Here is a 21,227-nt window from a genome sequence, read left to right as displayed (position 1 = left end):
AAAAGGATCAATGGATGCCACTGCGTACAGACGATAACTGGCGCCACGGCGCCGTTTTACTGGATTCTGATCACACCCGCTTTGCCCTCTGGGCGCCGGATGCCGAATACGTCAGTGTCGAATTGCAGGATGGCCAGTCGCTGGCCATGCTGCCTCAGCCTGAAGGCTGGTTCGTTGTCGACGCAAGCTGCAAGGCAGGCACTCGATATCGCTTCAAGATCAATCATGAGCTGGAAGTACCCGACCCGGCCTCGCGCGCGCAGGCTGGCGATGTACATGCGCACAGCGTCGTGGTTGATCCCGCCTATTCCTGGCAAAACACCGAATGGAAAGGTCGCCCTTGGCACGAGGCAGTCATCTATGAACTGCACGTGGGTGCCATGGGTGGCTACGCAGGCGTCGAACAACACCTGCCGCGTCTCGTAGCCCTTGGCATCACGGCAATCGAGCTGATGCCACTGGCGCAGTTCCCGGGTGATCGCAATTGGGGCTACGACGGCGTGCTGCCATATGCTCCGCAGTCATCCTACGGCACGCCTGAACAGCTCAAACACCTGATCGATACCGCCCACGAACATGGCCTGATGGTGATTCTGGACGTGGTCTACAACCACTTCGGCCCGGATGGCAACTACCTCGGCAGTTACGCCAAAGAGTTTTTCCGCAGCGACCTGCACACGCCATGGGGCGATGCCATCGATTTTCGTCGCCCGCAAGTGCGGGACTACTTCGTCGACAACGCGCTGATGTGGCTGCTCGAATACCGCTTCGACGGGCTGCGCATGGATGCCGTACACGCCATTCGTGACGAGACATTTCTTCCGGCGTTCGCCCAACGCGTACGCGCGCAGATCGAGCCATCGCGTCACGTCTGGCTGAACCTGGAAAACGAGTTCAACCAGGCCAGACACCTCGACAAGGGCTTCGATGCGCAGTGGGACGACGACGGGCACAATACGCTTCACGTGCTGCTGACCGGTGAAACCGATGCGTACTACTCGGATTTCGCCAGAGAACCGACGCAAAAGCTTGCGCGTCTGCTCAGTGAAGGTTTCGTCTATCAGGGCGAACCGACCCGCCATGGCCACACCCGTGGCGAGCCCAGCGGCCACCTGCCGCCTAGCGCGTTCGTGCTGTTCCTGCAAAACCATGACCAGATCGGCAATCGCGCGCTGGGCGAACGCCTGCCGCAACTGTGCTCCACGGAAGCACTCAAGGCCGCGACCGCCCTGCTGCTGCTCTCGCCCATGATTCCCCTGATGTTCATGGGTGACGAGTGGGCGGCCAGCGAGCCGTTTCTGTTTTTTACCAGTCACCATGGCGAACTGGCCGATCTGGTGCGTGAAGGCCGCCGCAAGGAGTTTGCCGACTTTGCGGCCTTCGCCGACCCGGAAAAACGCGAGCACATTCCTGACCCGAACGACATCAAGACATTCGAGGCATCGCGCCCGGATTTCGCGGCCTTCGATATGGACACCGACAAAGCTGCAAACCACCGCAACTGGCTTGAGTTCTACACACGATTGCTGGCCTTGCGGCATCAGGAAATCGTGCCTCGCCTGCAGGGCGCGCGGTTCCTGAAAACCGACATCCTCGGTGACAAGGCCGTCAGTGCACGCTGGACGCTGGGCGACGACAGCGTGCTGCGCATTGATCTGAACCTCAGCGAGCAGGCGGTTGCCACCCAGCCGCAGCGCAAGGCACGGCTGATTTTCTCCAGCGCCGAAAAATCGTCCGAACTTTCATCTGATGGCATCCTCAATCCTTACACGGCCATTGTCAGTCTGACAGCACGTGATGTTCTGGAGGAACAGGATGAACAATGAGCAATTGGAAAGGCTTGCGACCGCAGCCGGCCTGTCGGTGCATTGGGTCGACGCCAACGCTCGGCCTCAGACCGTCAGCCCTGATGTCTTGCGCAAGGTTCTGGAAGCACTGGGTTTTTCTGCTGAAAATGGCGAAGCGATAGACGCCAGCCTGCAATGCCTGCAAACCGAGCGCCACGCTGCCAGCGCCCCGCCGCTGCTGACTGTCGATCTGGACAGCAATCTTGATATGTCGGCGTGGTTTGCGCCAGAGACGCCCTTCACACTGCATCTTGAAGACGGTTCATCGCTGGATGCCAGGCTGACTGCGTCAGGCGAACTGCCTGCACTCGCGCCGCCCGGCTATCAACAGCTCGAAATCGCCGGGCAGCATCTGACTATCGCAGTTGCGCCGAAAACCTGTTTCAGCATGGCCATGGCCACCGAAGCCGATGTGCCGCGCGGCTGGGGCCTGACCGCCCAACTGTATAGCCTGCGCCGTAACGGCGACGGCGGCTTTGGCGACACCGAAGCACTTGAGACGCTGGTACGCGCTGCCGGAGAGCGAGGTGCTGATGCAATCGGCATCAGCCCTATTCACGCGATGTTCGCCAACGATCCACACCGTTACAGCCCCTATTCGCCGTCCAGCCGCTTGTTTCTGAACAGCCTGTATGCGTCGCCGGGGGCGATTCTCGGCGAGCGTGCCTGGCGCGAAGCAATCGAACAGGCGGGCGTTGGCGACGAGATGAAACGCCTGGAAACGCTGCAACTGATCGACTGGCCAGCCGCCGCCAATGCCAAATGGAAAGCGTTGCATGCGCTTTACGAAGCGTTCAGCAAGGCGGCTCATCCACTGCATGAAGACTTCAACAGCTTTCGCCACAGTGGCGGCGAGGCGCTGGAGAATCATTGCCGCTTCGAAGCGCTGCGCGCAGCATCCGCCGAGCTCGGTATCGGTGATAATTGGCATGAATGGCCAGAGCCATTCAAGGACCCGCGTGGCAAGGCCGTTGCCGATTTTGCCGCCAGTCACAGCGCACAAATCAGCTTCCATGCGTTTGCCCAGTGGCTGATCGACCGCAGCCTCAAACGCGCTCAGGACGCCGCCCGCAGCAGCGGCATGCGCGTGGGTCTGATCGCCGATCTGGCAGTCGGTGCCGATGGCGCTGGCAGTCAGGCGTGGAGTCGTCAGGATGAACTGCTATCAGCACTGACCGTCGGCGCACCACCGGACATCCTCAAACGCGCCGGACAAAGCTGGGGGATCTCTGCCTTTTCCCCGGACGGGCTCAAGCGCAACGGTTTTCGTGCCTTCATCGAGATGCTGCGGGCCAACTTCGCCCACGCTGGCGGCCTGCGCATCGACCACGTCATGGGCCTGCAACGCCTGTGGGTGATCCCGATGGGTTCGCCGCCCAGTGAAGGCGCCTACCTGAATTTCCCGCTCGACGACATGCTGCGCCTGTTAAGCCTCGAATCGTGGCGCCACAAGGCAATCGTGCTGGGTGAAGACCTGGGCACGGTGCCCGAAGGCCTGAGCGACAAGCTGATCGCGCGCTCCATTCTCGGCATGCGCGTGCTGTTGTTCGAACAGAACAACGGCCAGTTCAAACCGATCCTCGACTGGTCCGATCAGGCGCTGGCAACCACCAGCACCCACGACCTGCCGACACTCGCTGGCTGGCTCAGCGAGCTGGACATCGAATGGAATGCCCGTCTGGATCATATCGACGAACAGCGCGAATCCCAGTGGCGCGAAGAGCGCGTGCGCGAGTCACAAAGCCTGCGCTTTGCCTTGAGCCAAAACATCGATGACTTGCCTTCCGACAGCGAAGACCCGGAGCACATCATCGACGCCAGCGTTCGCTACCTGGGCCAGACCCGCGCGCCGCTGGTGCTCTTGCCCCTCGAAGATGCGTTGGGTGTCGAAGAACAGGCCAACCTGCCCGGCACCATAGACAGCCACCCGAACTGGCGCAGACGCCTGCCCGGCGATGCCGCCACCCTGCTTGATAAACCACATGCTGCTCGACGACTGGAATTGCTCTCCCAATCCCGGCTGCAAGCTGCGGAGCGTGACCGATGAGCCGTCCATTACAACCTTTGCGTGCCACTCAGCGCCTGCAATTCCATAAAGATTTCACCCTCGACGATGCGGTGCCACTGGTGCCCTACTTTGCCAGCCTGGGCATCAGCCATATCTACGCTTCACCGCTGTTGAAAGCACGGGCCGGCTCGATGCACGGCTACGACGTTGTGGACCCGACCGTCATCAACCCGGAACTGGGCGGCGAACCTGCGCTGCTGCGTCTGGTCGCCACCCTGCGCGAACACGGCATGGGGCTGATTCTCGACATCGTCTCCAATCACATGGCCGTCGGTGGCGCAGACAACCCATGGTGGCTGGACCTGCTGGAATGGGGCGGTCGCAGCCCTTACGCGGAATTTTTCGACATTCAGTGGAATTCACCTGATCCGCTGCTGGAAGGACAGTTGCTGCTGCCCTTCCTGAGCAGCGATTACGGCACGGTGTTGCAGGCCGGAGAAATCCCGCTGCGCTTCGATGCTGACCAGGGTTCGTTTTACATCGAGCACTATCAGCATCACTTCCCGATCTGTCCGCTGACCTACGGCGCACTGCTGCAATCGGTCGAAGATCCACAGCTCAAAGAGCTGGCCCAGCGTTTCACCGCGCTGGTCGAGTACCCGCAGGCCTACGAGCGTGCCCGTCAGGCCAAGGCCGAACTGGCCGAGCAGGCGAAAAGCTCGCAGACCCGCAAGGCAATCGACCAACTGCTGGCACATTTCGATTCCAGCACACCCGCAGGTTTCCAGCGCCTGCACCAGTTGCTCGAGCGCCAGCACTACCGTCTGGCCAGTTGGCGAACGGCTGGCGACGACATCAACTGGCGGCGCTTCTTCGACATCAACGAACTGGGCGGCTTGCGTGTCGAGCGGCCACAGGTATTCGAAGCGACTCACGGCAAAATCTTCCAGCTGGTTGCCGATGGCCTGGTTGACGGCTTGCGCATTGACCACATCGACGGGCTGGCCAATCCGCGTGGCTACGGCCGCAAGCTGCATCGGCGGGTCAAGAGCCTGCTCAAGCAACGCCCTGCCGAAGCGCAGATCGAGCATCTGCCTATTTTCGTCGAGAAGATTCTCGGCCCGGACGAGCCATTGCGCGAAGACTGGAGCGTGGACGGCACCACCGGTTACGAATTCATGAATCAGGTGTCGCTGTTGCAACACGATCCCAAAGGCAAAGAGCCACTGGGCGAGCTGTGGAGCCGACTGAGCGAGCGGACTGCTGACTTCGATCAAGAAGTGCTGGTCGCTCGTGATCTGGTCTTGCATGGCACCCTCGCAGGCGATTTCGAGAACGTCGCGCAGTCCCTGCTGCAAGTGGCACGCAGCGATTTGATGAGCCGTGACCTGACACTGGGCGCGATTCGCCGGGCGCTGTTGGCGCTGGTGGTGAATTTCCCGATCTACCGTACCTACATTTCGGTCTGCGGCCGCTCGGCAGAAGACGATCGCTACTTCCAGCAAGCGATGGAAGGCGCTCGTACCACGCTGAATGAAGGCGACTGGCCGGTGCTGGACTATCTGGCCCGCTGGCTGGGTGGCGAGTCGTGGCGTCAACTGCCACGCGGGCACTTGCGCAAGCTGTACAAGAACGCTTGCGTGCGCTTCCAGCAACTGACCTCCCCGGTGGCTGCCAAGTCGGTCGAGGACACGTCGTTCTACCGTTCTGCGGTGCTGCTGTCGCGTAACGACGTGGGCTTTCATCCGCAGCATTTCAGTGCACCGGTCGAGGACTTCCATCAGGTCTGCCTGCAACGTCTGGAAAAGTTTCCCGACAACCTGCTGACCACTGCGACGCATGACCACAAGCGTGGCGAAGACACCCGCACCCGTCTGGCAGTACTCAGCGAGTGCGCGCCCTGGTATGCCGAGCAAGTAGAACGCTGGCGGCAGCTGGCCCTGCCGTTGAAAGGCGATGAATCGCCAATCAGCGCCGGTGACGAATTGATGCTTTACCAGGCTTTACTGGGCAGTTGGCCTCTGAGTCTGGAAGGCGAAGAGGCCCACGAAGCGTATACCAAGCGCATGGTGCAGTGGCAGGAGAAGGCCCTGCGCGAAGCCAAATTGCAGAGCAGCTGGAGCGCGCCCAATCAGGCCTACGAAACGGCCTGCCGCGAGTTTTTGCAACGGTTGCTGCTGGCTCCCGAAGCGCTGGCGCTGCGCCAGTCACTCAGCGCTACGGCGAATCGTATTGCCACCGCCGGCGCGCTCAACAGCCTGGCGCAAACCTTGCTACGCTTGACCGTGCCCGGCGTCCCCGATTTGTATCAGGGCACCGAGTTCTGGGATTTCAGTCTGGTGGATCCGGACAACCGTCGTCCGGTGGATTACGCAGCCCGGCAAAAGGCACTGGCAGAACAGGCCAGCGTTGACGATCTGTTGAGTCACTGGCAGGACGGCCGAATCAAACAGGCACTGATTGCGAAGGTGTTGAACCTGCGGGCCACGCATTCGACGCTGTTCAGTGAGGGGGAGTATCTCCCGCTGGAAATAAAGGGCAGCCATGCCGATCAGGTCATGGCGTTTGCCAGGGTCACGCAAGGAGTGCGCGCTATCATCGTAGTCCCACGCATAAGCAGTGAACTATTGGGCACTGCACAAACTCCATTGATTAACGCTGCCAATTGGGGCGACACGCAGATTATCGTGCCATTTGCCGATTCTGGTTCAGATTGGAAAGGCCTCTTTTCTGACGTTGTCGTTACACATGATCGGGAACTGCCCCTCAGCACAGTGCTTGAGAGATTTTCCGTCAATATGCTTATTCAAACTACGTAATACCTGGGAGTGTCGAGATGAGTGCCGACGAAAAACGAATTCGCGATTTTGCTTATCAAATCTGGGAATCGGAAGGCAAGCCTTCCGGTCACGACGAGCGTCATTGGGAAATGGCGCGCAAGCTGGCGGAAGCCGAGGCGCTGGCGCCGAACAAGTCCACCGTCAGCAAGTCGAGCAAGCCCAAGCTGCCTGAAGTGGACAAAGCCAAGGCGCCAGCCAAGGGCGCTGCCAAACCGGTGGCCAAGTCTGCACCTGCGGCAAAACCGACGCCAGCCAAGCCCAAGCCAGCGGCCAAAGCAGCTCCCAAGCCAAAGGCAGCGGCAGGTTCGGCGCCGGCAACCGACGCTCCCGCCAAGTCGGCCGCGAAGAAACCGCGCAAGCCATCGGCTGAGTGATACTCTTCGTACGCTATGCCAGTCCACTACCGCAGGCCTGCTCGGAACATTGAAGTCAGGCTTGCTGCACCCCCACACTCTATCGTCAATATCGAAGCCTTCCGGCTTCGGTAGCGGTCTTGGCCGCTCAGAAAATCATCAGACGTCAGGAAGGTCCCATGAATACGAAGTCCACATCAGCGTCGGAAGAAAGTTCGGCCACGCAAGACACACCGTCCAGTACCCCGACACGCATTCGTGAAGGACTTCCCTTCCCACTCGGTGCCAGCTGGGATGGCCTGGGCGTCAACTTTGCCTTGTTTTCGGCAAACGCTACCAAAGTGGAGCTTTGCCTGTTCGACTCGACCGGTGAAGTAGAACTGGAGCGCATCGAGCTTCCGGAATACACCGATGAGATCTACCACGGTTACCTGCCCGATGCTCATCCCGGCCAGATTTACGGCTACCGCGTGTACGGCCCTTACGATCCGAAGAACGGCCATCGCTTCAACCACAACAAACTGTTGATCGACCCGTACGCCAAGCAATTGGTGGGTGAACTGAAGTGGTCGGAAGCGCTGTTCGGCTACACCATCGGCCATCCGGATGGCGACCTGAGCTTCGACGAACGCGACAGCGCGCCGTTCGTACCGAAAAGCAAGGTCATTGACGAGGCCTACACCTGGGGCCGTGACCAGCGTGTCGGTACGCCGTGGGACAAGACCATTTTCTACGAGACCCACGTGCGCGGTATCACCATGCGCCACCCTGAGGTTGCCGAAGAACTGCACGGCACCTTCGCCGGGCTGGGGTCAGCGCCGGTCGTCGAGCACATCCGCAAGCTGGGCGTGACCTCCGTCGAGCTGTTGCCGATCCACGCGTTCGTCAACGATCAGCACCTGTTGCAAAAAGGCATGACCAACTACTGGGGCTACAACAGTATTGCGTTCTTCGCCCCGGACCCGCGCTACCTAGCAAGCGGCAAGATTGCCGAGTTCAAGGAAATGGTTGCACACCTGCACCACGCCGGTCTGGAAGTCATTCTCGATGTGGTCTACAACCACACCGCCGAGGGCAACGAGCTGGGCCCTACCCTGTCCATGCGCGGTATCGACAATGCCTCCTATTACAGGCTGATGCCGGACGACAAGCGCTACTACATCAACGATTCCGGTACAGGCAACACCCTCGACCTGAGTCACCCTTGCGTGCTGCAGATGGTCACCGATTCGCTGCGCTACTGGGCGTCGGAAATGCACGTCGACGGCTTCCGCTTCGACCTTGCCACCATTCTCGGTCGGTACCACGACGGTTTCGACGAGCGTCACAGCTTCCTCGTTGCCTGCCGTCAGGACCCGATCCTGCGTCAGGTCAAACTGGTTGCCGAGCCTTGGGACTGCGGCCCGGGCGGTTATCAGGTCGGTGGCTTCCCGCCGGGCTGGATGGAGTGGAACGACAAATTCCGTGACACCGTGCGTGCGTTCTGGAAAGGCGATGAAGGCCAACTGGCCGACTTCGCAGCGCGCATGACGGCCTCCGGCAACATGTTCAACCAGCGCGGTCGCCGCCCTCAGGCTTCGGTGAACTTCATCACTGCGCACGACGGCTTCACGCTGCACGACCTGGTGTCGTACAACGACAAGCACAACGAAGCGAACGACGAAAACAACCAGGATGGCAGCAACAACAACCTGTCCTGGAACCATGGTGTTGAAGGTCCGACCGAAGATCCGGAAATCAATGCCCTGCGTCTGCGCCAGATGCGCAACTTCTTCGCCACCCTGCTGCTGGCGCAAGGCACACCGATGATTGTGGCCGGTGACGAGTTCGCCCGCACCCAGCACGGCAATAACAACGCCTACTGTCAGGACAGCGAGATTGGCTGGATCAACTGGGATCTGGACGAGGACGGCGAGGCGCTGCTCAAGTTCGTGACCCGCGTGATCAAGCTGCGTCAGACTTACCCGATCCTGCGCCGTAGCCGCTTCCTGGTAGGCGACTACAACGAAGAAATCGGCGTCAAGGACGTGACCTGGCTCGCGCCGAATGGCGAAGAGATGAGTGTCGAACAATGGCACGATGCCAATGGCCGTTGCCTGGGCATGCTGATGGATGGTCGCGCACAGGAAACCGGCATCCGCCGCCCAGGCGCAGACGCCACCCTGCTGCTGGTGGTCAACGCCCATCACGATGGCGTCAACTTCACGCTGCCGGAAGTGCCTGAAGGCACGCATTACGAGTGCCTGATCGATACCAATCAGGACGATGCCCGCAACAAGGAGCAGTTCGCGTTCGGTTCGCAATACACCGTCACCCCGCGTTCACTGCTGCTGTTCGAATTGAAGCGCGAAGATCAGCAATGACCGATGCCTTGAGTGAGTTTCTCGACTGGCGCAGGCAGGGCTATGCCGACACGCGTGCGCTGGGCGAGTGCTTGCAGGCACTGGTCAATGAAGGTCTGGATCAGCTCCCCCTGCCTGCCGGTGGTCAGACACTTGAGCGCTGGCAGGCGCTGGCCTGCGTTGCAGGCCATGACCTGGGGTTGTGCAAGTTGTACGAGGGGCACACTGACGCCTTGGCGATCATGGCGGAACTGGGTGCCCCGCCCCCCGAACAATTCAGTACCTGGGGCATGTGGGCGGCAGAGCCGCCACAGGCACGGGTAACGCTTCGCGGCAGCGGCGATTCACTTCGCCTGGATGGCCGCAAAGCCTGGTGCTCCGGTGCGTCGGCCTTGAGCCACGCGCTGATCACCGTATGGGACGAGCAACAGCGTCAACAACTGGTCGCCGTACGTCTCGACCAGCCGGGCGTCCACGTCACCAACGACGGCTGGCGAGCGGTAGGCATGGGTGCGACCGGTAGCGTCGAAGTCCTGTTCGAGCGGGCCAGCGCAGAGCGGGTCGGCGAACCGGGCGGTTATCTGGCTCGACCGGGGTTCTGGCAAGGCGGTATCGGCATAGCGGCCTGCTGGTTCGGCGCATCGCGTTCGATCGCGACGCGTCTGTTGCAACAGGTCGGCAAGCGCGACGAGCCCCATGCGTTCGCGCATCTGGGCGCCGTAGACGTCGCGCTGCACGCCGCGGCCGATGTGCTGCGTGCGGCCGCCACACACCTGAATAAAGCGCCCACCGAGAACGCGGAAGTCATCGCCCGGCGCTGTCGGGCGTTTATCGAGCAGACCGCCGAGCAGGTTATCCAGCACGTCGGTCGCGCCGTGGGCGCAGGCCCGTATTGCAAGGATGCGCATTTCGCCCGACTGATTGCCGATCTGCCTGTCTTTTTGCGTCAGAGCCATGCCGAGCAAGACCTGGCTGCGCTGGGGCAATTGACTGGCAAACGGCTGCAGTCGCCCTCGGCGTGGTCGCTATGAGAGCGTATGCATCATGAGTGAAGATTTTCTGGTAAGCGAAGATGAAGCCGGCCAAGGCACGCCACTGGCCGCCTGGAATGCCTCCAGCAAATTGCGCGGCTTGCCGGCAATCACCGCCGACCTGCTGGTACCGCCCAATTGCAGGGCGGTGATCATCGCGCCGCACCCGGATGATGAAGTATTGGGCTGTGGCGGGCTGATGAGTCAGCTCGCGCAACTGGAGCGCCATCTTCTGCTGATTTCAATCACCGACGGCACCTCCAGCCATCCGGGTTCGGCACTTTGGTCTATCGAGCGTCTGTCTGCCATTCGCCCTCAGGAAAGCGCTGAGGCCTTGCAACGTCTCGACATTCCCCTCGAACGCCTGGAGTGGGTGCGTGGCGGCTTTCAGGATGGCGAGGTTGCAGTAGAGGAAGAGCGTCTGGTCGAATTTCTTGAACAGCACCTTGGGCCGACGGATGTGGTGTTCGCGACCTGGTCAGGCGATGGCCATGGTGACCACGAAGCAGTTGGCAGGGCCAGTGCCAGTGCATGTGCCACCACCGGCGCGCAATTACATGAGGTGCCGATCTGGGCCTGGCACTGGGCAGATCCGGAAGACCCGCGCCTGCCCTGGGAGCGGGCGCGCAAGTTGTTGCTTGACCCGATGACACTCGCCCGCAAGCGTCATGCCGCCCAGGCGTTCACCAGCCAGCTGCAAGGCGATCCGGCTGTCGGGCTGTCTCCGGTGCTGCCTGCCAGCGTTCTGGAACGGCTGATGCAGCCGTTCGAAGTGGTGTTCACATGAGCAGCGTTGCCGACAGCTACTTCGACAGTCTTTTCAGTAATGACAGCGATCCGTGGGCATTCAAAAAGCGCTGGTACGAACGCCGCAAGCGCGCCTTGACCCTGGCCGCCCTGCCCCGTGAGCACTACCGGGCGATTCTGGAGCCGGGCTGCGCCAATGGCGAACTCAGCGCTGACCTTGCCGCACGCTGCGATACCCTGCTGTGCTGCGACACTTCGACCCTGGCCGTGGAGCTGGCGCGCCAGCGTCTGGCTGACCTGCCCAACGTCCGGGTGTTGCAAGCTCGTCTGCCGCAACAATGGCCAGCGGGACAGTTCGACCTGATCGTGTTCAGCGAACTGGGCTATTACCTGGACCTTGAGGATCTGAACCGCCTGATCGACTGCGCGCTTGACGCCTTGACGCCTGACGGCCAACTGCTCGCCTGCCACTGGCGGCCCGACATCGAAGGCTGTCCGCTGAACGCACAGCGCGTTCACGACACACTTGCTGAAAGGCTGTCCATGCACCGGCTTTTCAGTCATCACGAACAGGACTTCCTGCTGGACCTGTGGAGTCGTGATGCTACCTCTGTCGCAGAACAGGAGTTCTCGAATGATCGGCATTCTGATTCCGGCGCACAATGAAGAGCAGTTGCTGGGCGCCTGCCTGACCACTGTGCTGCAAGCCGCTGCCCACCCGGACCTCAACGGGGAAACGGTGGAGGTGCTGGTGGTGCTCGACAGCTGCACAGACAGCTCGGCAGAGATCGCTCGTGCTCACGGGGTGATGATTCTGGAAGTGACGGCGCGCAACGTAGGCCAGGCGCGTGCCGAAGGGGCTGCGTTTCTGCTCGACAGGGGTGCACGCTGGCTGGCCTGCACCGATGGCGACAGCAGCGTGGCCAGCGACTGGTTGAGCGAGCAGCTTGCCCTGGATGCCGACGCCGTGTGCGGAACCGTCATGCCCGGCGACTGGAACAAGGACATTTCTGCCGCTGCGCAGGCCGCCTACCTCAGCCACTACCAGCATCGCGACGGCCATCGGCACATACACGGTGCCAATCTGGGGGTGAGTTCGATTGCCTATGTCAGCGCCGGCGGTTTCCCAGCGCTGGCCTGTCACGAGGATGTGCATCTGGTTCAGCAACTGGAATTGATTGGCGCGCGGATCGCCTGGAGTTGCCGCCCCAGAGTCACCACCAGCACCCGCCTCGACTCTAAAGCCAGAGGCGGGTTTGGCGATTACCTGCGCTCGCTGAACGGCTGAACAGCCATTACTGATGGTGCGCGGTCTGCATGCCGGAGCGATCCGGGTCAGCGGCACTGAGCGCCGTGGTAAAGAAGCGCACTGCTTCAGCGCTCAAGGTGCGATGGATGTCTTCTCGATCAACCCCGTCAGGGTCATTGCACAGCAGCGGCGCAGTCGCACGTTGCTCGTCGCTGCACGGTGCCATGAACACGAAGTGCCCCGCCCCCGCCAACAACCTGTAATCCGGTGCCTGCGGCAGCTTGCGCGCCAGCGCCTCGGCGTTACGGTCGATGGCCAGCAATTGATCATCATCACCGGCATACATCAACACCGGCACATGCACGTCGCCCAGCGTATGGCGACCGAACATCAGACTTAACGGGGCCATGAGCATCAATGCGCCCACCCGCGGGTCCGCCTGTGCGTGCAAATCGTCACGATCGGCTACCAGCTCGCCCTGAGTCTTGCAGGCATCCCGATCACCCGGCCGCTCCAGACAATACTGGCGCAGGCGCTTCAGATCCGGGCGCGCGCCAGCGAGGATCAATGCGGTTTCGCCACCAGCCGAATAGCCGATCACACCCACCTGGCGCGCATTGAGGTAAGGCGAAAGCATCGGATCGAGCAAGGCTGAGCTGATGGCCTCGGATATCTGCAACGGACGTCCATAGAGGTTGCTCAGACTGCCCAGGCGGCTGTGATCGCGATCATTGTCGCCGGGATGGACCACCGCGACCACCACGAAACCCTGCCGTGCCAGCGAAGTCGCCAGATCGTGCAGTGCCAGCGGCGTACCCGTGTTGCCATGGGATAACAGCAGCAGCGGAAAGCGGCCCATGGCAATCGGTGCATCCTCGCCCGCCTCGACACGATAGCCCTGAATAATGCTGGACTGCTCACTGCCCGTCGAAGGATAGAAGGCAATCGCCTGCATCGGCTGCGAGTCAAGCGGATCGGGAAAAGTCAATTCGTGATAACCCGCGCTCCAGGCATCAGCAGCCTGAGCGTGCACCGAAATCATGCTGTCGAGCAGGCAAACCAGCATAACTGCACAAAGACGTACCGTGGCAAGGCCCAACCTTTGTCATTCCGGCAGCGTGTCCGGACAGTCCATTCATGCGCTTGTGTCGAGCATCGTGCTCCAGCGCGCCGCTCTTATTTTATGTGTTACTAGGTTCTGTACGAAAAGTCGGCGAGCGAAGGTCAGGCAAGGCAAAAACAGGCGAGGAACGGTCGGAGTCGCGTTCGACTCTACGTGTTGTAAATGAGCATTCCGAGCCTGTTTTTAACGCAGCATCACCGAGCGCAGCCACTTTTCGTACAGATCCTAAAAATGAGAGTCTTTGAAACTGAAATAGTGCACAAGTCGAGCCAGCATCGGCCCACTCTTTTTCGCACATGCGAACTATTCGACAAAAACGCCGAAAACAGGCGTCAGGAGGATCAGCTTAATCCTCAATCCGCCTGCTTGCCTGTAAGGAAGCTGTCAAGGTTACAAGCAGTTTTGCCACATAGAAAAAAACTCCACGGCGCGACGCAAATCAATGCGCAGGCGGTGGAGTTCGTACCAGGTTTGTGCTGATGATCAGGCGGCGAACAGGTCCTTGATCTGCTGCTGCGCGGCCGTCATGGCACTAGCACGAGGCTCTTCACCGTAGGCCAGGCCGTGCGCACGCACGAATTGCAGGTCGGTCACGCCGATGAACGCGAACAACGCCTTGAGCAGCTCTTCATGACCCGCGCCACTCGGCAGGCCTTGGTGCAGGCCACCGGAAGTGGACACGATGATGATCTTCTTGCCGCCGCACAGACCTTCAGGACCGGCTTCGGAGTAGCGGAACGTGCGACCGGCAACGGCAATGCGGTCGATCCACGCCTTCAACTGGGATGGCACCGTGAAGTTGTACATCGGCGCGCCGATCACCACGACGTCGGAATCGAGAAATTGTTGCAGTGTCGCTTCGTTGGCTTCCACTTCGTGCTGCTGGGCGGCATCGCGGGCTTCTACCGGCGTACCGGCTGCGGCAAGGCTGGCGGCAGAGAAATGACCCAGCGCATCGCTGGCCAGATCGCGGTACGTCACCTGAGCGTCAGCGTGCGCGCTCTGGTAGGCCTGGACGACATCACGGGTCAGCTGACGCGAAGCAGAATGGTCGCCGAGGATGCTGGAATCAAGGTGCAAAAGGTTCATAACGGGCTTCCCAAGTGAATATCGCCGAGGGGCGATCAAGTAAGGAGCATCCTATCTGTGATCGTAATGAATGATTAGTCGCCTTGAATGCGACTGTTCGTTCTATGTAAGGAACAATACAGAGACTCAGGATTGTGCGTCAGTTCCTTGAACGAGTTCTCGAACGCGTCCAGCAGGCCTCTGACGGCAGGCAGCAGGCCGCGGCGCGAAACAAACACCGCGTGCAGGAACCCGCACTTGGGGCGGTGCGCATCGAACAACTCCACCATGCGGCCCTGCTGCAAGGCTTCCCTGACCAGAATTTCCGGCAACTGGGCGACGCCGACACCCTGCAGAGCGGCTTGCAGTATGCCGTCCAGATCCGAGCTGACCAGACGCGGTGCGTGCCGTACTTCGACATAATGCCCCGGTCCGTTCTCCAGCAGCCAGCGATGTTCCGGGGTGGAAGAAGGCACATCCAGACTCGGTAACCGGGCCAGATCGTCAAACGAAGGATTCGTCGGGAGCAGTGCAGCCAGATCAGGGTGGGCAACAAGCCGTTGCGCACTGTGCCCGAGCGTCTTCACCACCAGGCCGTCATCTTCCAGCGGCGGAAAACGCACGCGCAAGGCGATATCGATGTTCTCGGTCAGCGGATCGACTCGCCGATTGCTACTCTCGATATGCACCTGCACCTTGGGGTGCGCGGCCATGAAACCGGCAATTGCCTCGTTGATGCCCATGGCCGCCATGGCCGGCGGACAGCTCACCACGACCTTGCCCTGAGGTTCGGATTTGGAACGCTGAATGGCTTCTTCGGCAGCTTCGGCCTCGACCAGCATCGCTACGCAATGGGCGTAATAGTCGCGTCCGCTTTCGGTCACGGCGAATTTGCGGGTCGAGCGGTGAATCAGCGTGACGCCAAGCCGCTCTTCCAGCCCGGCAATGCGCCGACTGAGCTTGGATTTCGGAACACTCAGCTTGCGGCTGGCCGGCGCGAAGCCCCGACACTCGACCACCTGAACGAAATAATACAGATCATTGAGATCAAACACCGGTCACCTCGTTTCTGGAGCAGCGAGTATGCAGCGCTAGCACAAGCCTCTCAAGACACGGTGCGAGAAGCGGACCGGTTAATCGGCAGTCAGAAAGGCCAGTACCGGCGCAGTGAATGACTGCCCTGCTTCGACACTGGACAAATGCGCGGCCGGCAACTCGACACTCTGTGCGCCTTGAATGCGCTCCACCATGAAACGCCCGTCTGCCGGTGTGGTGACCGCGTCCTCGGTGCCGCAGACCACCAGCGTCGGCAGCTTGATGCCCGCCAGTTGCGCACGAAAATCGGCGTCGCGTACGGCAGCACAATTGGCCGCGTACCCTTGCGGTGAAGTATGCGCCAGCATGCTGACAATACGGTCCACAACTGCCGGTTGCTGTACCGCGAATGCCGGGGTGAACCAGCGCGAGATGGAGGCATCACGCAGCGCGACCATGGCCGCCTGCCCGTCACGCAGCACGGTTTCGATGCGCGGGTTCCAGATATCAGGATTGCCGATCTTAGCAGCGGTGTTGCACAGCACCACCCGTTGCAGGCGCTGCGGCGCGTTGATCGCCAGCCACTGTCCGATCAGACCGCCCATGGACAGCCCGCAGAAGGAAGCCTTTTCGATCTGCAGCGCGTCCAGCAATGCCAGGACGTCACGGCCGTTCTGCTCGATGCTGTAGCTGCCTTCGCTGACCAGCGATTTACCATGCCCGCGCGTGTCGTAACGCACTACCTGGAAATGCCGGGTAAACGCTGCAATCTGGTTGTCCCACATGTGCAGGTCGGTGCCCAGCGAGTTGGACAACACCAGCACCGGTGCGCCGGGCTGACCTTCCAGCAGATAATTCAGTTCACCATCAGCGAGTTGCGCGGCAGGCATAGCAGGCTCCATAGAAAGGGCAAACCTGCACACTAATGAGTGTCACCGCCGCATACAATCCGCTGATCGAATATCCGTGCGGCTATCGAACAGCTTGCCGTTCGAGATCACCTTATCGATACCACATAAAGGAGCTTGCGCATGCCAAAGCCGATGGGCAAAGAAGACATCGCCCGATTCTGCCTCAGCCTGCCGGGTGCGCGGGAAGACTACAAATGGGGCGGTGTGCGGGTGTTTTCGGTTGCAGAGAAGAAGATGTTTGCAGTCATGGACCTGGCCGGCGGGAAGCTGGCGTTCAAGGTCGCTGCGGATTTGTTTCTGGGCTACGTCGACCGGCCCGGCATACGCCCTGCGCCCTATCTGGCCAGTGCGCACTGGATCAGCGTGACGAAACTGGAGGCGTTGAGCGGACCGGAAATCAGGGATCTGGTGACCCGCTCTCATCAACTGGTGGTCAGCAAATTGCCAAAGCGCCAGCAGATTGCGCTGATGTTATAAGGCTCTGAAGCGGCAACGGCAGCATCTGCCAGAGCCGCTTGCCGAGAAACAGCCAGTCGATCCACAACGCCTGATGCACCAGCACGATCAGCCAGAACGCGACCTGAAACGACACCTTCCGGGTCTTGTGACGAAACAGCTGTTGCGCCAACAGCGCACCCGGCCAGCAGCCCAGTAATTCGAGGGTGTGCAGAACATTTTCCGGGGTGCGCTGACCGCCGTTTCCGGCCTGGCGCTTGTCGTGCCGATACAGCACGAACGCCAGCAGGCTCATTCCGAGCAAGGCACACCCCGGAATCAGCATGCCCTGCCGGACCCACAGCGACACCGAGCCGTACACCGGCAACGCGCACAACAGCACGAACAGCGCCAGCTTCAGGGGCAAGTGCCGGACAGGCGCACGCCCCCGGCTGGCGGGCCTCTGGGGTGGCCGGGCAGTGGTCATGCCTTGGCCGACGCCCAGTCGATCCAGCCAAACTGCCAGGTCGCCAGAATCAGCAGGCCGAAGGCGATGCGATACCAGGCAAACACTGCATAGCTGTGAGTGGCGATGAACTTGAGCAGCCCGCGCACCGCGATCATGGCGAAAATGAACGAGGTGATGAAACCGATCGCGAAGACCGCGAAGTCGTCCGGACGAAACATGTCTCGGTACTTGTAACCCGAGTAGACGGCAGCGCCGACCATGGTCGGCATGGCGAGGAAGAACGAAAACTCCGTGGCGGCCTTGCGCGACAAGCCAAACAGCAGGCCCCCAATGATGGTAGAGCCGGAACGGGACGTACCGGGAACCATCGCCAGGCACTGCACCAGCCCGATTTTCAGCGCATCGGTCCACGTCATGTCATCGACGGTTTCAGTGCGTACCGCGTGCTCGCGGCGTTCGGCCCAGAGCATGATCACACCGCCGATAACCAGTGCCGTGGCCACCGTGATGGCGTTGAACAGGTAATGATGGATCAGGTCGGCAAAGATCACCCCGAGCACCACCGCCGGCATGAACGCGATCAACAAGTTAAGGGTAAAACGCTGAGCCTGTTGCTGTTTGGGCAAGCCGACGACCACATCCAGAATCTTGCGCCGAAATTCCCAGACCACCGCCAGAATCGCCCCCAGCTGGATGATGATGTTGAAGGCCATGGCGCGCTCGCCACCAAAACCGATCAGGTCGGCAACAATGATCTGGTGCCCAGTGCTGGAGATCGGCAGGAATTCCGTCAGCCCTTCAACAATACCCAGTATCAACGCCTGAGCAGCGGTCCAAAGATCCATCACTTTCCCCCATGAAGCGACGCCGCAGGCTCGCCGTTTAACGTTATTGTGTAAAAAATGGTTGCCACTATGCCCTGACAAACCTGAACGAAGCTTGAACCTGCGCAGACGCGAGGCGCGGAATGCTAGCAGACCTTTACGCACAACGCCTGCTGGCGTAATGCTCGTCGCCACGCAGGCTCCCCGCCGGGCACGGAAGCGATTACAATCGCCGCCCCTGCAACCACTCCCCCAACCAAGGTGCCGCCATGTCCGGGCTTGAACTCTTCGCCGCAGCCATCGGTGTGATCGCAGTATGGCTGACAGTGAAGCAGAACCCCTGGTGTTGGCCAATCGGCCTGGTGATGGTGGTGATCTACATCTGGATTTTCTTCGACGTGAAGTTGTATTCGGACATGCTGCTGCAGGTGATCTATGCCGGTTTGCAAGTCTACGGCTGGCTGCAATGGACCCGGCATGGCCATGGCCTGCCCGTCAGGGCCGTCAGCGTGCTGAACCGCTATTCGATACTCAAGGGGCTGACGGTCGGCGTGCTGATCAGCCTGGGCCTGGGCGCGGGCATGGCGCACTTCACGGATGCCGCACAACCCTGGCTCGACGCCGCCCTGACCGGCTTCAGCCTGGTGGCACAGGTGTGGATGGCGCAGAAACGCGTGCAGTGCTGGCCGTTGTGGATTGTTCTGGATGTGATTTTTGTCGGCCTGTTCATCTACAAAGGCCTGTACCTGACAGCCGCTCTTTATGCACTGTTCACCCTGCTGGCGGTTCAGGGCTGGCGCGAATGGCGCAATGATCTGGTGCTGGCGCGATGAAGGTTCTGGTCCTGACCGGCCCCGAGTCGAGTGGCAAGAGCTGGCTATCGGCTGAGATACAGCGGCGCTTCGGCGGGGTCATGGTCGGTGAATACGTTCGCGAGTTCATCGACCGGCAGGGCCGCGATACACGTTACAGCGACATCCCGGCCATCGCTCAGGGCCAATTGGCCTGGGAGGACGCTGCACGGGCAAGCGCTCCGCAGTTGCTGATTCTCGACACCCACCTGCTGAGCAACATGCTCTGGAGCCGGACCCTGTTCGGCGATTGCCCTGCATGGATCGAACAGCAACTGCTGGGCAGGTCCTACGACCTGCACCTGCTGCTGTCGCCACAGGGTGTGGACTGGATCAGCGACGGTCAACGTTGCCAGCCGGCGCTGGGCGAGCGGCAGGCGTTTTTCGACGCCAGCCGCGCATGGCTCGACAGTCACCGGCAAGCCTACCAAGTGCTCGACGGTGACTGGCAGCAGCGCCGCGAGCAAGCGATGGCGGCCGTGTCCAATCTGCTGGGTCCGTCAGCGGATCTGATGCTTGTGCAACAAACGGTAGAAGGTCGGTCGCGAAATCCCTAGCACCTTGGCGGCCATGCTCAGGTTGTCGCTGTGACGCGTCAGCACATCACACAACGCCTGACGTTCGGCACGGGATTTGTACTCCTCCAGAGTGCTCATGCTGCCAGCCACGTCATCGTCGCCCGGCAACCCCAGATTGACCGCTTCGATCTGCCTGCCTTCCGCCAGCACCAGCCCTCTTCGCACCCGATTGGCCAGTTCACTGACATTGCCCGGCCAGTCGTGCTTGCCAAGGGCTATGAGCGCGTCCTGACTGAAACTGCGTGCCCGTCGGCCACTTTCCTGGCTGTAGATATGAGCAAAATGATTGGCCAGCAGCGCCAGATCGCCATGCCGTTCGCGCAGTGGCGCAGTGCCCACCTGCAACACGTTGAGCCGATAATACAAATCCTCTCGAAAACGCTTTTTACGAATGGCCGTTTCGAGGTCTGCCTCGGTGGCAGCCAGCACCCGGACGTCCACACTGACCGGCTCGTTGCTGCCAAGTCGCTGAAGCTGCCCGTCCTCCAGAAAGCGCAACAGATCCGCCTGGGTTTCCAACGGCAGATCACCGATGTTTTCAAGCAGTAATGTGCCGCCATCCGCCGCCGCGATACGCCCGATCCTGCGCTCCGACAGGCCCTCGACAGCACCCGCTTCATGGCCAAACAACTCGGCGTGGATCAGATGTTCGGCAATGGCAGCACAATCGACCGTGACGAACGGTTTGTCACGACGCCGGGACTGGGCATGCAGGCTCCGTGCGATCAATGCCTTGCCGGTGCCGCGCTCGCCACGGATCAGCACCGGCGACTCAGTGGGTGCCAGCTTGCTCAACAGACGCCGCAGTTCCCGCGTCAGCCGGCTGTCGCCGAGCATTTCCGGTTCGCCCTGAGGTGCAAGCCCCCTGTTTTGCGTGTTTGACAGTGCACTGTCGAACGCTTTGTCCAGAGTAGCCTGCATGCGCTCTGCATCGAGCGGCACGGTTTGAAAATCGAAAAACCATTGGCAGACAAAATCACCGATTCGCTCGCGTCGCAGGTCGTTGGCGGTTAGCAGCGCGACCCAGCGGGTAGCCTCACGGGTGATCCGTTTTTCAAGTGTGTCGAGGTGTTCGAAATGTGTGGCTTTCAAGTGGATCAAGCCGACGTCATAGTCATCGACAGGGTCAGTATCCAGTGTGCTGCTCTCGACCGTCCATCCGGCAGCTTGCAGGATCGGGATCAGGTGCTGGCACGCCTCGTCTGGATCGATCATCAGCAGACGTCGCGCGGGGGCCGTTTCATGCATATAGGTTCCTTGGCGCCCGGCGTCGAATGGGGATTTTTAAAAATGTTTTATAAACAGCATGTTGGCGAGCCCGAATATTACGTTAGCAAATATTTGACGCTCCCTTGTACCGTTTGGATCTAATCGTCATAACCAAATGTGATTATGTAGCGCGCGCCTGTCTGGCCGACCCGGCCTTGCACGCGCCGGGGGCGGGTGAAAAAAATTTCAGGATTTTTCCGGTTAAGCGTGTGACTCAGGTCCCCTTGTCGCTCATCAATACAAGTAA

19 protein-coding genes are annotated in these 21,227 nt (G+C 60.6%); 12 read left to right on the top strand and 7 right to left on the bottom strand.

Features of this window, described 5'->3' with window-relative positions; all coding sequences use genetic code 11:
- Positions 1-14: 14 nt before the first annotated feature.
- From treZ to BLT55_RS07135, 9 genes are all read left to right on the top strand, one after another.
- The gene (gene treZ / locus BLT55_RS07175; RefSeq protein WP_054999953.1) at positions 15-1,826 is read left to right on the top strand and encodes a malto-oligosyltrehalose trehalohydrolase; all 1,812 of its coding nucleotides are present in this window, start codon (positions 15-17) and stop codon (positions 1,824-1,826) included.
- On the top strand, positions 1,816-3,894 hold the full coding sequence (malQ, locus tag BLT55_RS07170) for a 4-alpha-glucanotransferase (RefSeq protein WP_054999952.1): 2,079 nt from the start codon (positions 1,816-1,818) through the stop codon (positions 3,892-3,894). Before treZ ends, malQ begins: the two co-directional genes overlap by 11 nt.
- Positions 3,891-6,674, top strand: coding sequence for a malto-oligosyltrehalose synthase (locus BLT55_RS07165; RefSeq protein WP_054999951.1), 2,784 nt, complete (start codon positions 3,891-3,893; stop codon positions 6,672-6,674). The genes malQ and BLT55_RS07165 overlap by 4 nt, the downstream gene beginning before the upstream one ends.
- Positions 6,675-6,691: 17 nt before the next feature.
- Complete coding sequence (locus BLT55_RS07160) at positions 6,692-7,069, top strand: DUF2934 domain-containing protein (RefSeq protein WP_054999950.1); 378 nt, start codon at positions 6,692-6,694, stop codon at positions 7,067-7,069.
- 158 nt (positions 7,070-7,227) lie between these two features.
- A complete protein-coding gene (glgX, locus tag BLT55_RS07155; RefSeq protein WP_074800220.1) occupies positions 7,228-9,411 on the top strand; it encodes a glycogen debranching protein GlgX in 2,184 nt (727 codons plus the stop codon).
- Complete coding sequence (locus BLT55_RS07150) at positions 9,408-10,421, top strand: acyl-CoA/acyl-ACP dehydrogenase (RefSeq protein ID WP_007249351.1); 1,014 nt, start codon at positions 9,408-9,410, stop codon at positions 10,419-10,421. The genes glgX and BLT55_RS07150 overlap by 4 nt, the downstream gene beginning before the upstream one ends.
- Positions 10,422-10,434: 13 nt before the next feature.
- Entirely contained in the window at positions 10,435-11,208 is a 774-nt protein-coding gene (locus tag BLT55_RS07145; protein WP_055002117.1) for a PIG-L deacetylase family protein, read from the top strand.
- On the top strand, positions 11,205-11,834 hold the full coding sequence (locus BLT55_RS07140) for a class I SAM-dependent DNA methyltransferase (protein ID WP_055002118.1): 630 nt from the start codon (positions 11,205-11,207) through the stop codon (positions 11,832-11,834). The genes BLT55_RS07145 and BLT55_RS07140 overlap by 4 nt, the downstream gene beginning before the upstream one ends.
- A complete protein-coding gene (locus tag BLT55_RS07135; RefSeq protein WP_055002119.1) occupies positions 11,803-12,456 on the top strand; it encodes a glycosyltransferase family 2 protein in 654 nt (217 codons plus the stop codon). The genes BLT55_RS07140 and BLT55_RS07135 overlap by 32 nt, the downstream gene beginning before the upstream one ends.
- Positions 12,457-12,463: 7 nt before the next feature.
- On the opposite strand, the gene BLT55_RS07130 is transcribed toward BLT55_RS07135, so the two are convergent.
- From BLT55_RS07130 to pcaD, 4 genes are all read right to left on the bottom strand, one after another.
- The gene (locus tag BLT55_RS07130; RefSeq protein WP_055002120.1) at positions 12,464-13,483 is read right to left on the bottom strand and encodes an alpha/beta hydrolase family protein; all 1,020 of its coding nucleotides are present in this window, start codon (positions 13,481-13,483) and stop codon (positions 12,464-12,466) included.
- Between the two features lie 540 nt (positions 13,484-14,023).
- Positions 14,024-14,629: an FMN-dependent NADH-azoreductase gene (locus BLT55_RS07125; protein WP_007249346.1), complete on the bottom strand. Its 606-nt coding sequence runs from the start codon at positions 14,627-14,629 to the stop codon at positions 14,024-14,026.
- Between the two features lie 74 nt (positions 14,630-14,703).
- Positions 14,704-15,663, bottom strand: coding sequence for a LysR family transcriptional regulator (locus BLT55_RS07120; RefSeq protein WP_055002122.1), 960 nt, complete (start codon positions 15,661-15,663; stop codon positions 14,704-14,706).
- 78 nt (positions 15,664-15,741) lie between these two features.
- Entirely contained in the window at positions 15,742-16,533 is a 792-nt protein-coding gene (pcaD, locus tag BLT55_RS07115) for a 3-oxoadipate enol-lactonase (RefSeq protein WP_055002123.1), read from the bottom strand.
- A 141-nt stretch (positions 16,534-16,674) separates the two neighbouring features.
- Here pcaD and BLT55_RS07110 point away from each other — a divergent pair, with 141 nt between their 5' ends.
- The gene (locus BLT55_RS07110; RefSeq protein WP_055002124.1) at positions 16,675-17,031 is read left to right on the top strand and encodes an MmcQ/YjbR family DNA-binding protein; all 357 of its coding nucleotides are present in this window, start codon (positions 16,675-16,677) and stop codon (positions 17,029-17,031) included.
- Here BLT55_RS07110 and BLT55_RS07105 read toward each other — a convergent pair.
- Together BLT55_RS07105 and BLT55_RS07100 are read right to left on the bottom strand one after the other, a co-directional pair.
- Positions 16,988-17,476 carry a DUF1294 domain-containing protein gene (locus BLT55_RS07105; RefSeq protein ID WP_055002125.1) on the bottom strand — a complete coding sequence of 163 codons (489 nt, stop codon included), beginning with the start codon at positions 17,474-17,476 and terminating at the stop codon, positions 16,988-16,990. The two genes, BLT55_RS07110 and BLT55_RS07105, sit on opposite strands and share 44 nt — an antisense overlap.
- Positions 17,473-18,303 (bottom strand): undecaprenyl-diphosphate phosphatase, encoded by an 831-nt coding sequence (locus tag BLT55_RS07100; protein ID WP_055002126.1) that lies wholly within the window; start codon positions 18,301-18,303, stop codon positions 17,473-17,475. The genes BLT55_RS07105 and BLT55_RS07100 overlap by 4 nt, the downstream gene beginning before the upstream one ends.
- A gap of 248 nt (positions 18,304-18,551) precedes the next feature.
- Between BLT55_RS07100 and pnuC the strand changes: the two genes are divergently transcribed.
- Positions 18,552-19,115, top strand: coding sequence for a nicotinamide riboside transporter PnuC (pnuC, locus tag BLT55_RS07095; RefSeq protein ID WP_007249340.1), 564 nt, complete (start codon positions 18,552-18,554; stop codon positions 19,113-19,115).
- Positions 19,112-19,690 (top strand): AAA family ATPase, encoded by a 579-nt coding sequence (locus BLT55_RS07090; RefSeq protein ID WP_055002127.1) that lies wholly within the window; start codon positions 19,112-19,114, stop codon positions 19,688-19,690. The genes pnuC and BLT55_RS07090 overlap by 4 nt, the downstream gene beginning before the upstream one ends.
- Here BLT55_RS07090 and BLT55_RS07085 read toward each other — a convergent pair.
- Positions 19,634-20,959, bottom strand: coding sequence for a sigma-54-dependent transcriptional regulator (locus tag BLT55_RS07085; RefSeq protein ID WP_055002128.1), 1,326 nt, complete (start codon positions 20,957-20,959; stop codon positions 19,634-19,636). The genes BLT55_RS07090 and BLT55_RS07085 overlap by 57 nt on opposite strands.
- Positions 20,960-21,227 lie beyond the last annotated feature (268 nt).

Origin of the sequence: Pseudomonas cannabina (genome assembly GCF_900100365.1) — a bacterium.
In the GTDB taxonomy this organism is placed as follows: Bacteria; Pseudomonadota; Gammaproteobacteria; order Pseudomonadales; family Pseudomonadaceae; genus Aquipseudomonas; species Aquipseudomonas cannabina.
The sequence above is the reverse complement of the archived record's forward strand: the minus strand, read 5'-3'. Positions and strand labels throughout refer to the sequence as shown.

What these genes read in the sequence shown, in the direction of transcription:
- pcaD (WP_055002123.1), bottom strand. Translation starts at nt 16,533, where the DNA reads ATGCCTGCCGCGCAACTCGCTGATGGTGAACTGAATTATCTGCTGGAA.
- BLT55_RS07130 (WP_055002120.1), bottom strand. Translation starts at nt 13,483, where the DNA reads ATGCTGGTTTGCCTGCTCGACAGCATGATTTCGGTGCACGCTCAGGCT.
- BLT55_RS07125 (WP_007249346.1), bottom strand. Translation starts at nt 14,629, where the DNA reads ATGAACCTTTTGCACCTTGATTCCAGCATCCTCGGCGACCATTCTGCT.
- BLT55_RS07110 (WP_055002124.1), top strand. Translation starts at nt 16,675, where the DNA reads ATGCCAAAGCCGATGGGCAAAGAAGACATCGCCCGATTCTGCCTCAGC.
- treZ (WP_054999953.1), top strand. Translation starts at nt 15, where the DNA reads ATGCCACTGCGTACAGACGATAACTGGCGCCACGGCGCCGTTTTACTG.
- BLT55_RS07090 (WP_055002127.1), top strand. Translation starts at nt 19,112, where the DNA reads ATGAAGGTTCTGGTCCTGACCGGCCCCGAGTCGAGTGGCAAGAGCTGG.
- BLT55_RS07165 (WP_054999951.1), top strand. Translation starts at nt 3,891, where the DNA reads ATGAGCCGTCCATTACAACCTTTGCGTGCCACTCAGCGCCTGCAATTC.
- BLT55_RS07150 (WP_007249351.1), top strand. Translation starts at nt 9,408, where the DNA reads ATGACCGATGCCTTGAGTGAGTTTCTCGACTGGCGCAGGCAGGGCTAT.
- BLT55_RS07135 (WP_055002119.1), top strand. Translation starts at nt 11,803, where the DNA reads ATGATCGGCATTCTGATTCCGGCGCACAATGAAGAGCAGTTGCTGGGC.
- malQ (WP_054999952.1), top strand. Translation starts at nt 1,816, where the DNA reads ATGAACAATGAGCAATTGGAAAGGCTTGCGACCGCAGCCGGCCTGTCG.
- BLT55_RS07100 (WP_055002126.1), bottom strand. Translation starts at nt 18,303, where the DNA reads ATGGATCTTTGGACCGCTGCTCAGGCGTTGATACTGGGTATTGTTGAA.
- BLT55_RS07105 (WP_055002125.1), bottom strand. Translation starts at nt 17,476, where the DNA reads ATGACCACTGCCCGGCCACCCCAGAGGCCCGCCAGCCGGGGGCGTGCG.
- glgX (WP_074800220.1), top strand. Translation starts at nt 7,228, where the DNA reads ATGAATACGAAGTCCACATCAGCGTCGGAAGAAAGTTCGGCCACGCAA.
- pnuC (WP_007249340.1), top strand. Translation starts at nt 18,552, where the DNA reads ATGTCCGGGCTTGAACTCTTCGCCGCAGCCATCGGTGTGATCGCAGTA.
- BLT55_RS07085 (WP_055002128.1), bottom strand. Translation starts at nt 20,959, where the DNA reads ATGCATGAAACGGCCCCCGCGCGACGTCTGCTGATGATCGATCCAGAC.
- BLT55_RS07140 (WP_055002118.1), top strand. Translation starts at nt 11,205, where the DNA reads ATGAGCAGCGTTGCCGACAGCTACTTCGACAGTCTTTTCAGTAATGAC.
- BLT55_RS07160 (WP_054999950.1), top strand. Translation starts at nt 6,692, where the DNA reads ATGAGTGCCGACGAAAAACGAATTCGCGATTTTGCTTATCAAATCTGG.
- BLT55_RS07145 (WP_055002117.1), top strand. Translation starts at nt 10,435, where the DNA reads ATGAGTGAAGATTTTCTGGTAAGCGAAGATGAAGCCGGCCAAGGCACG.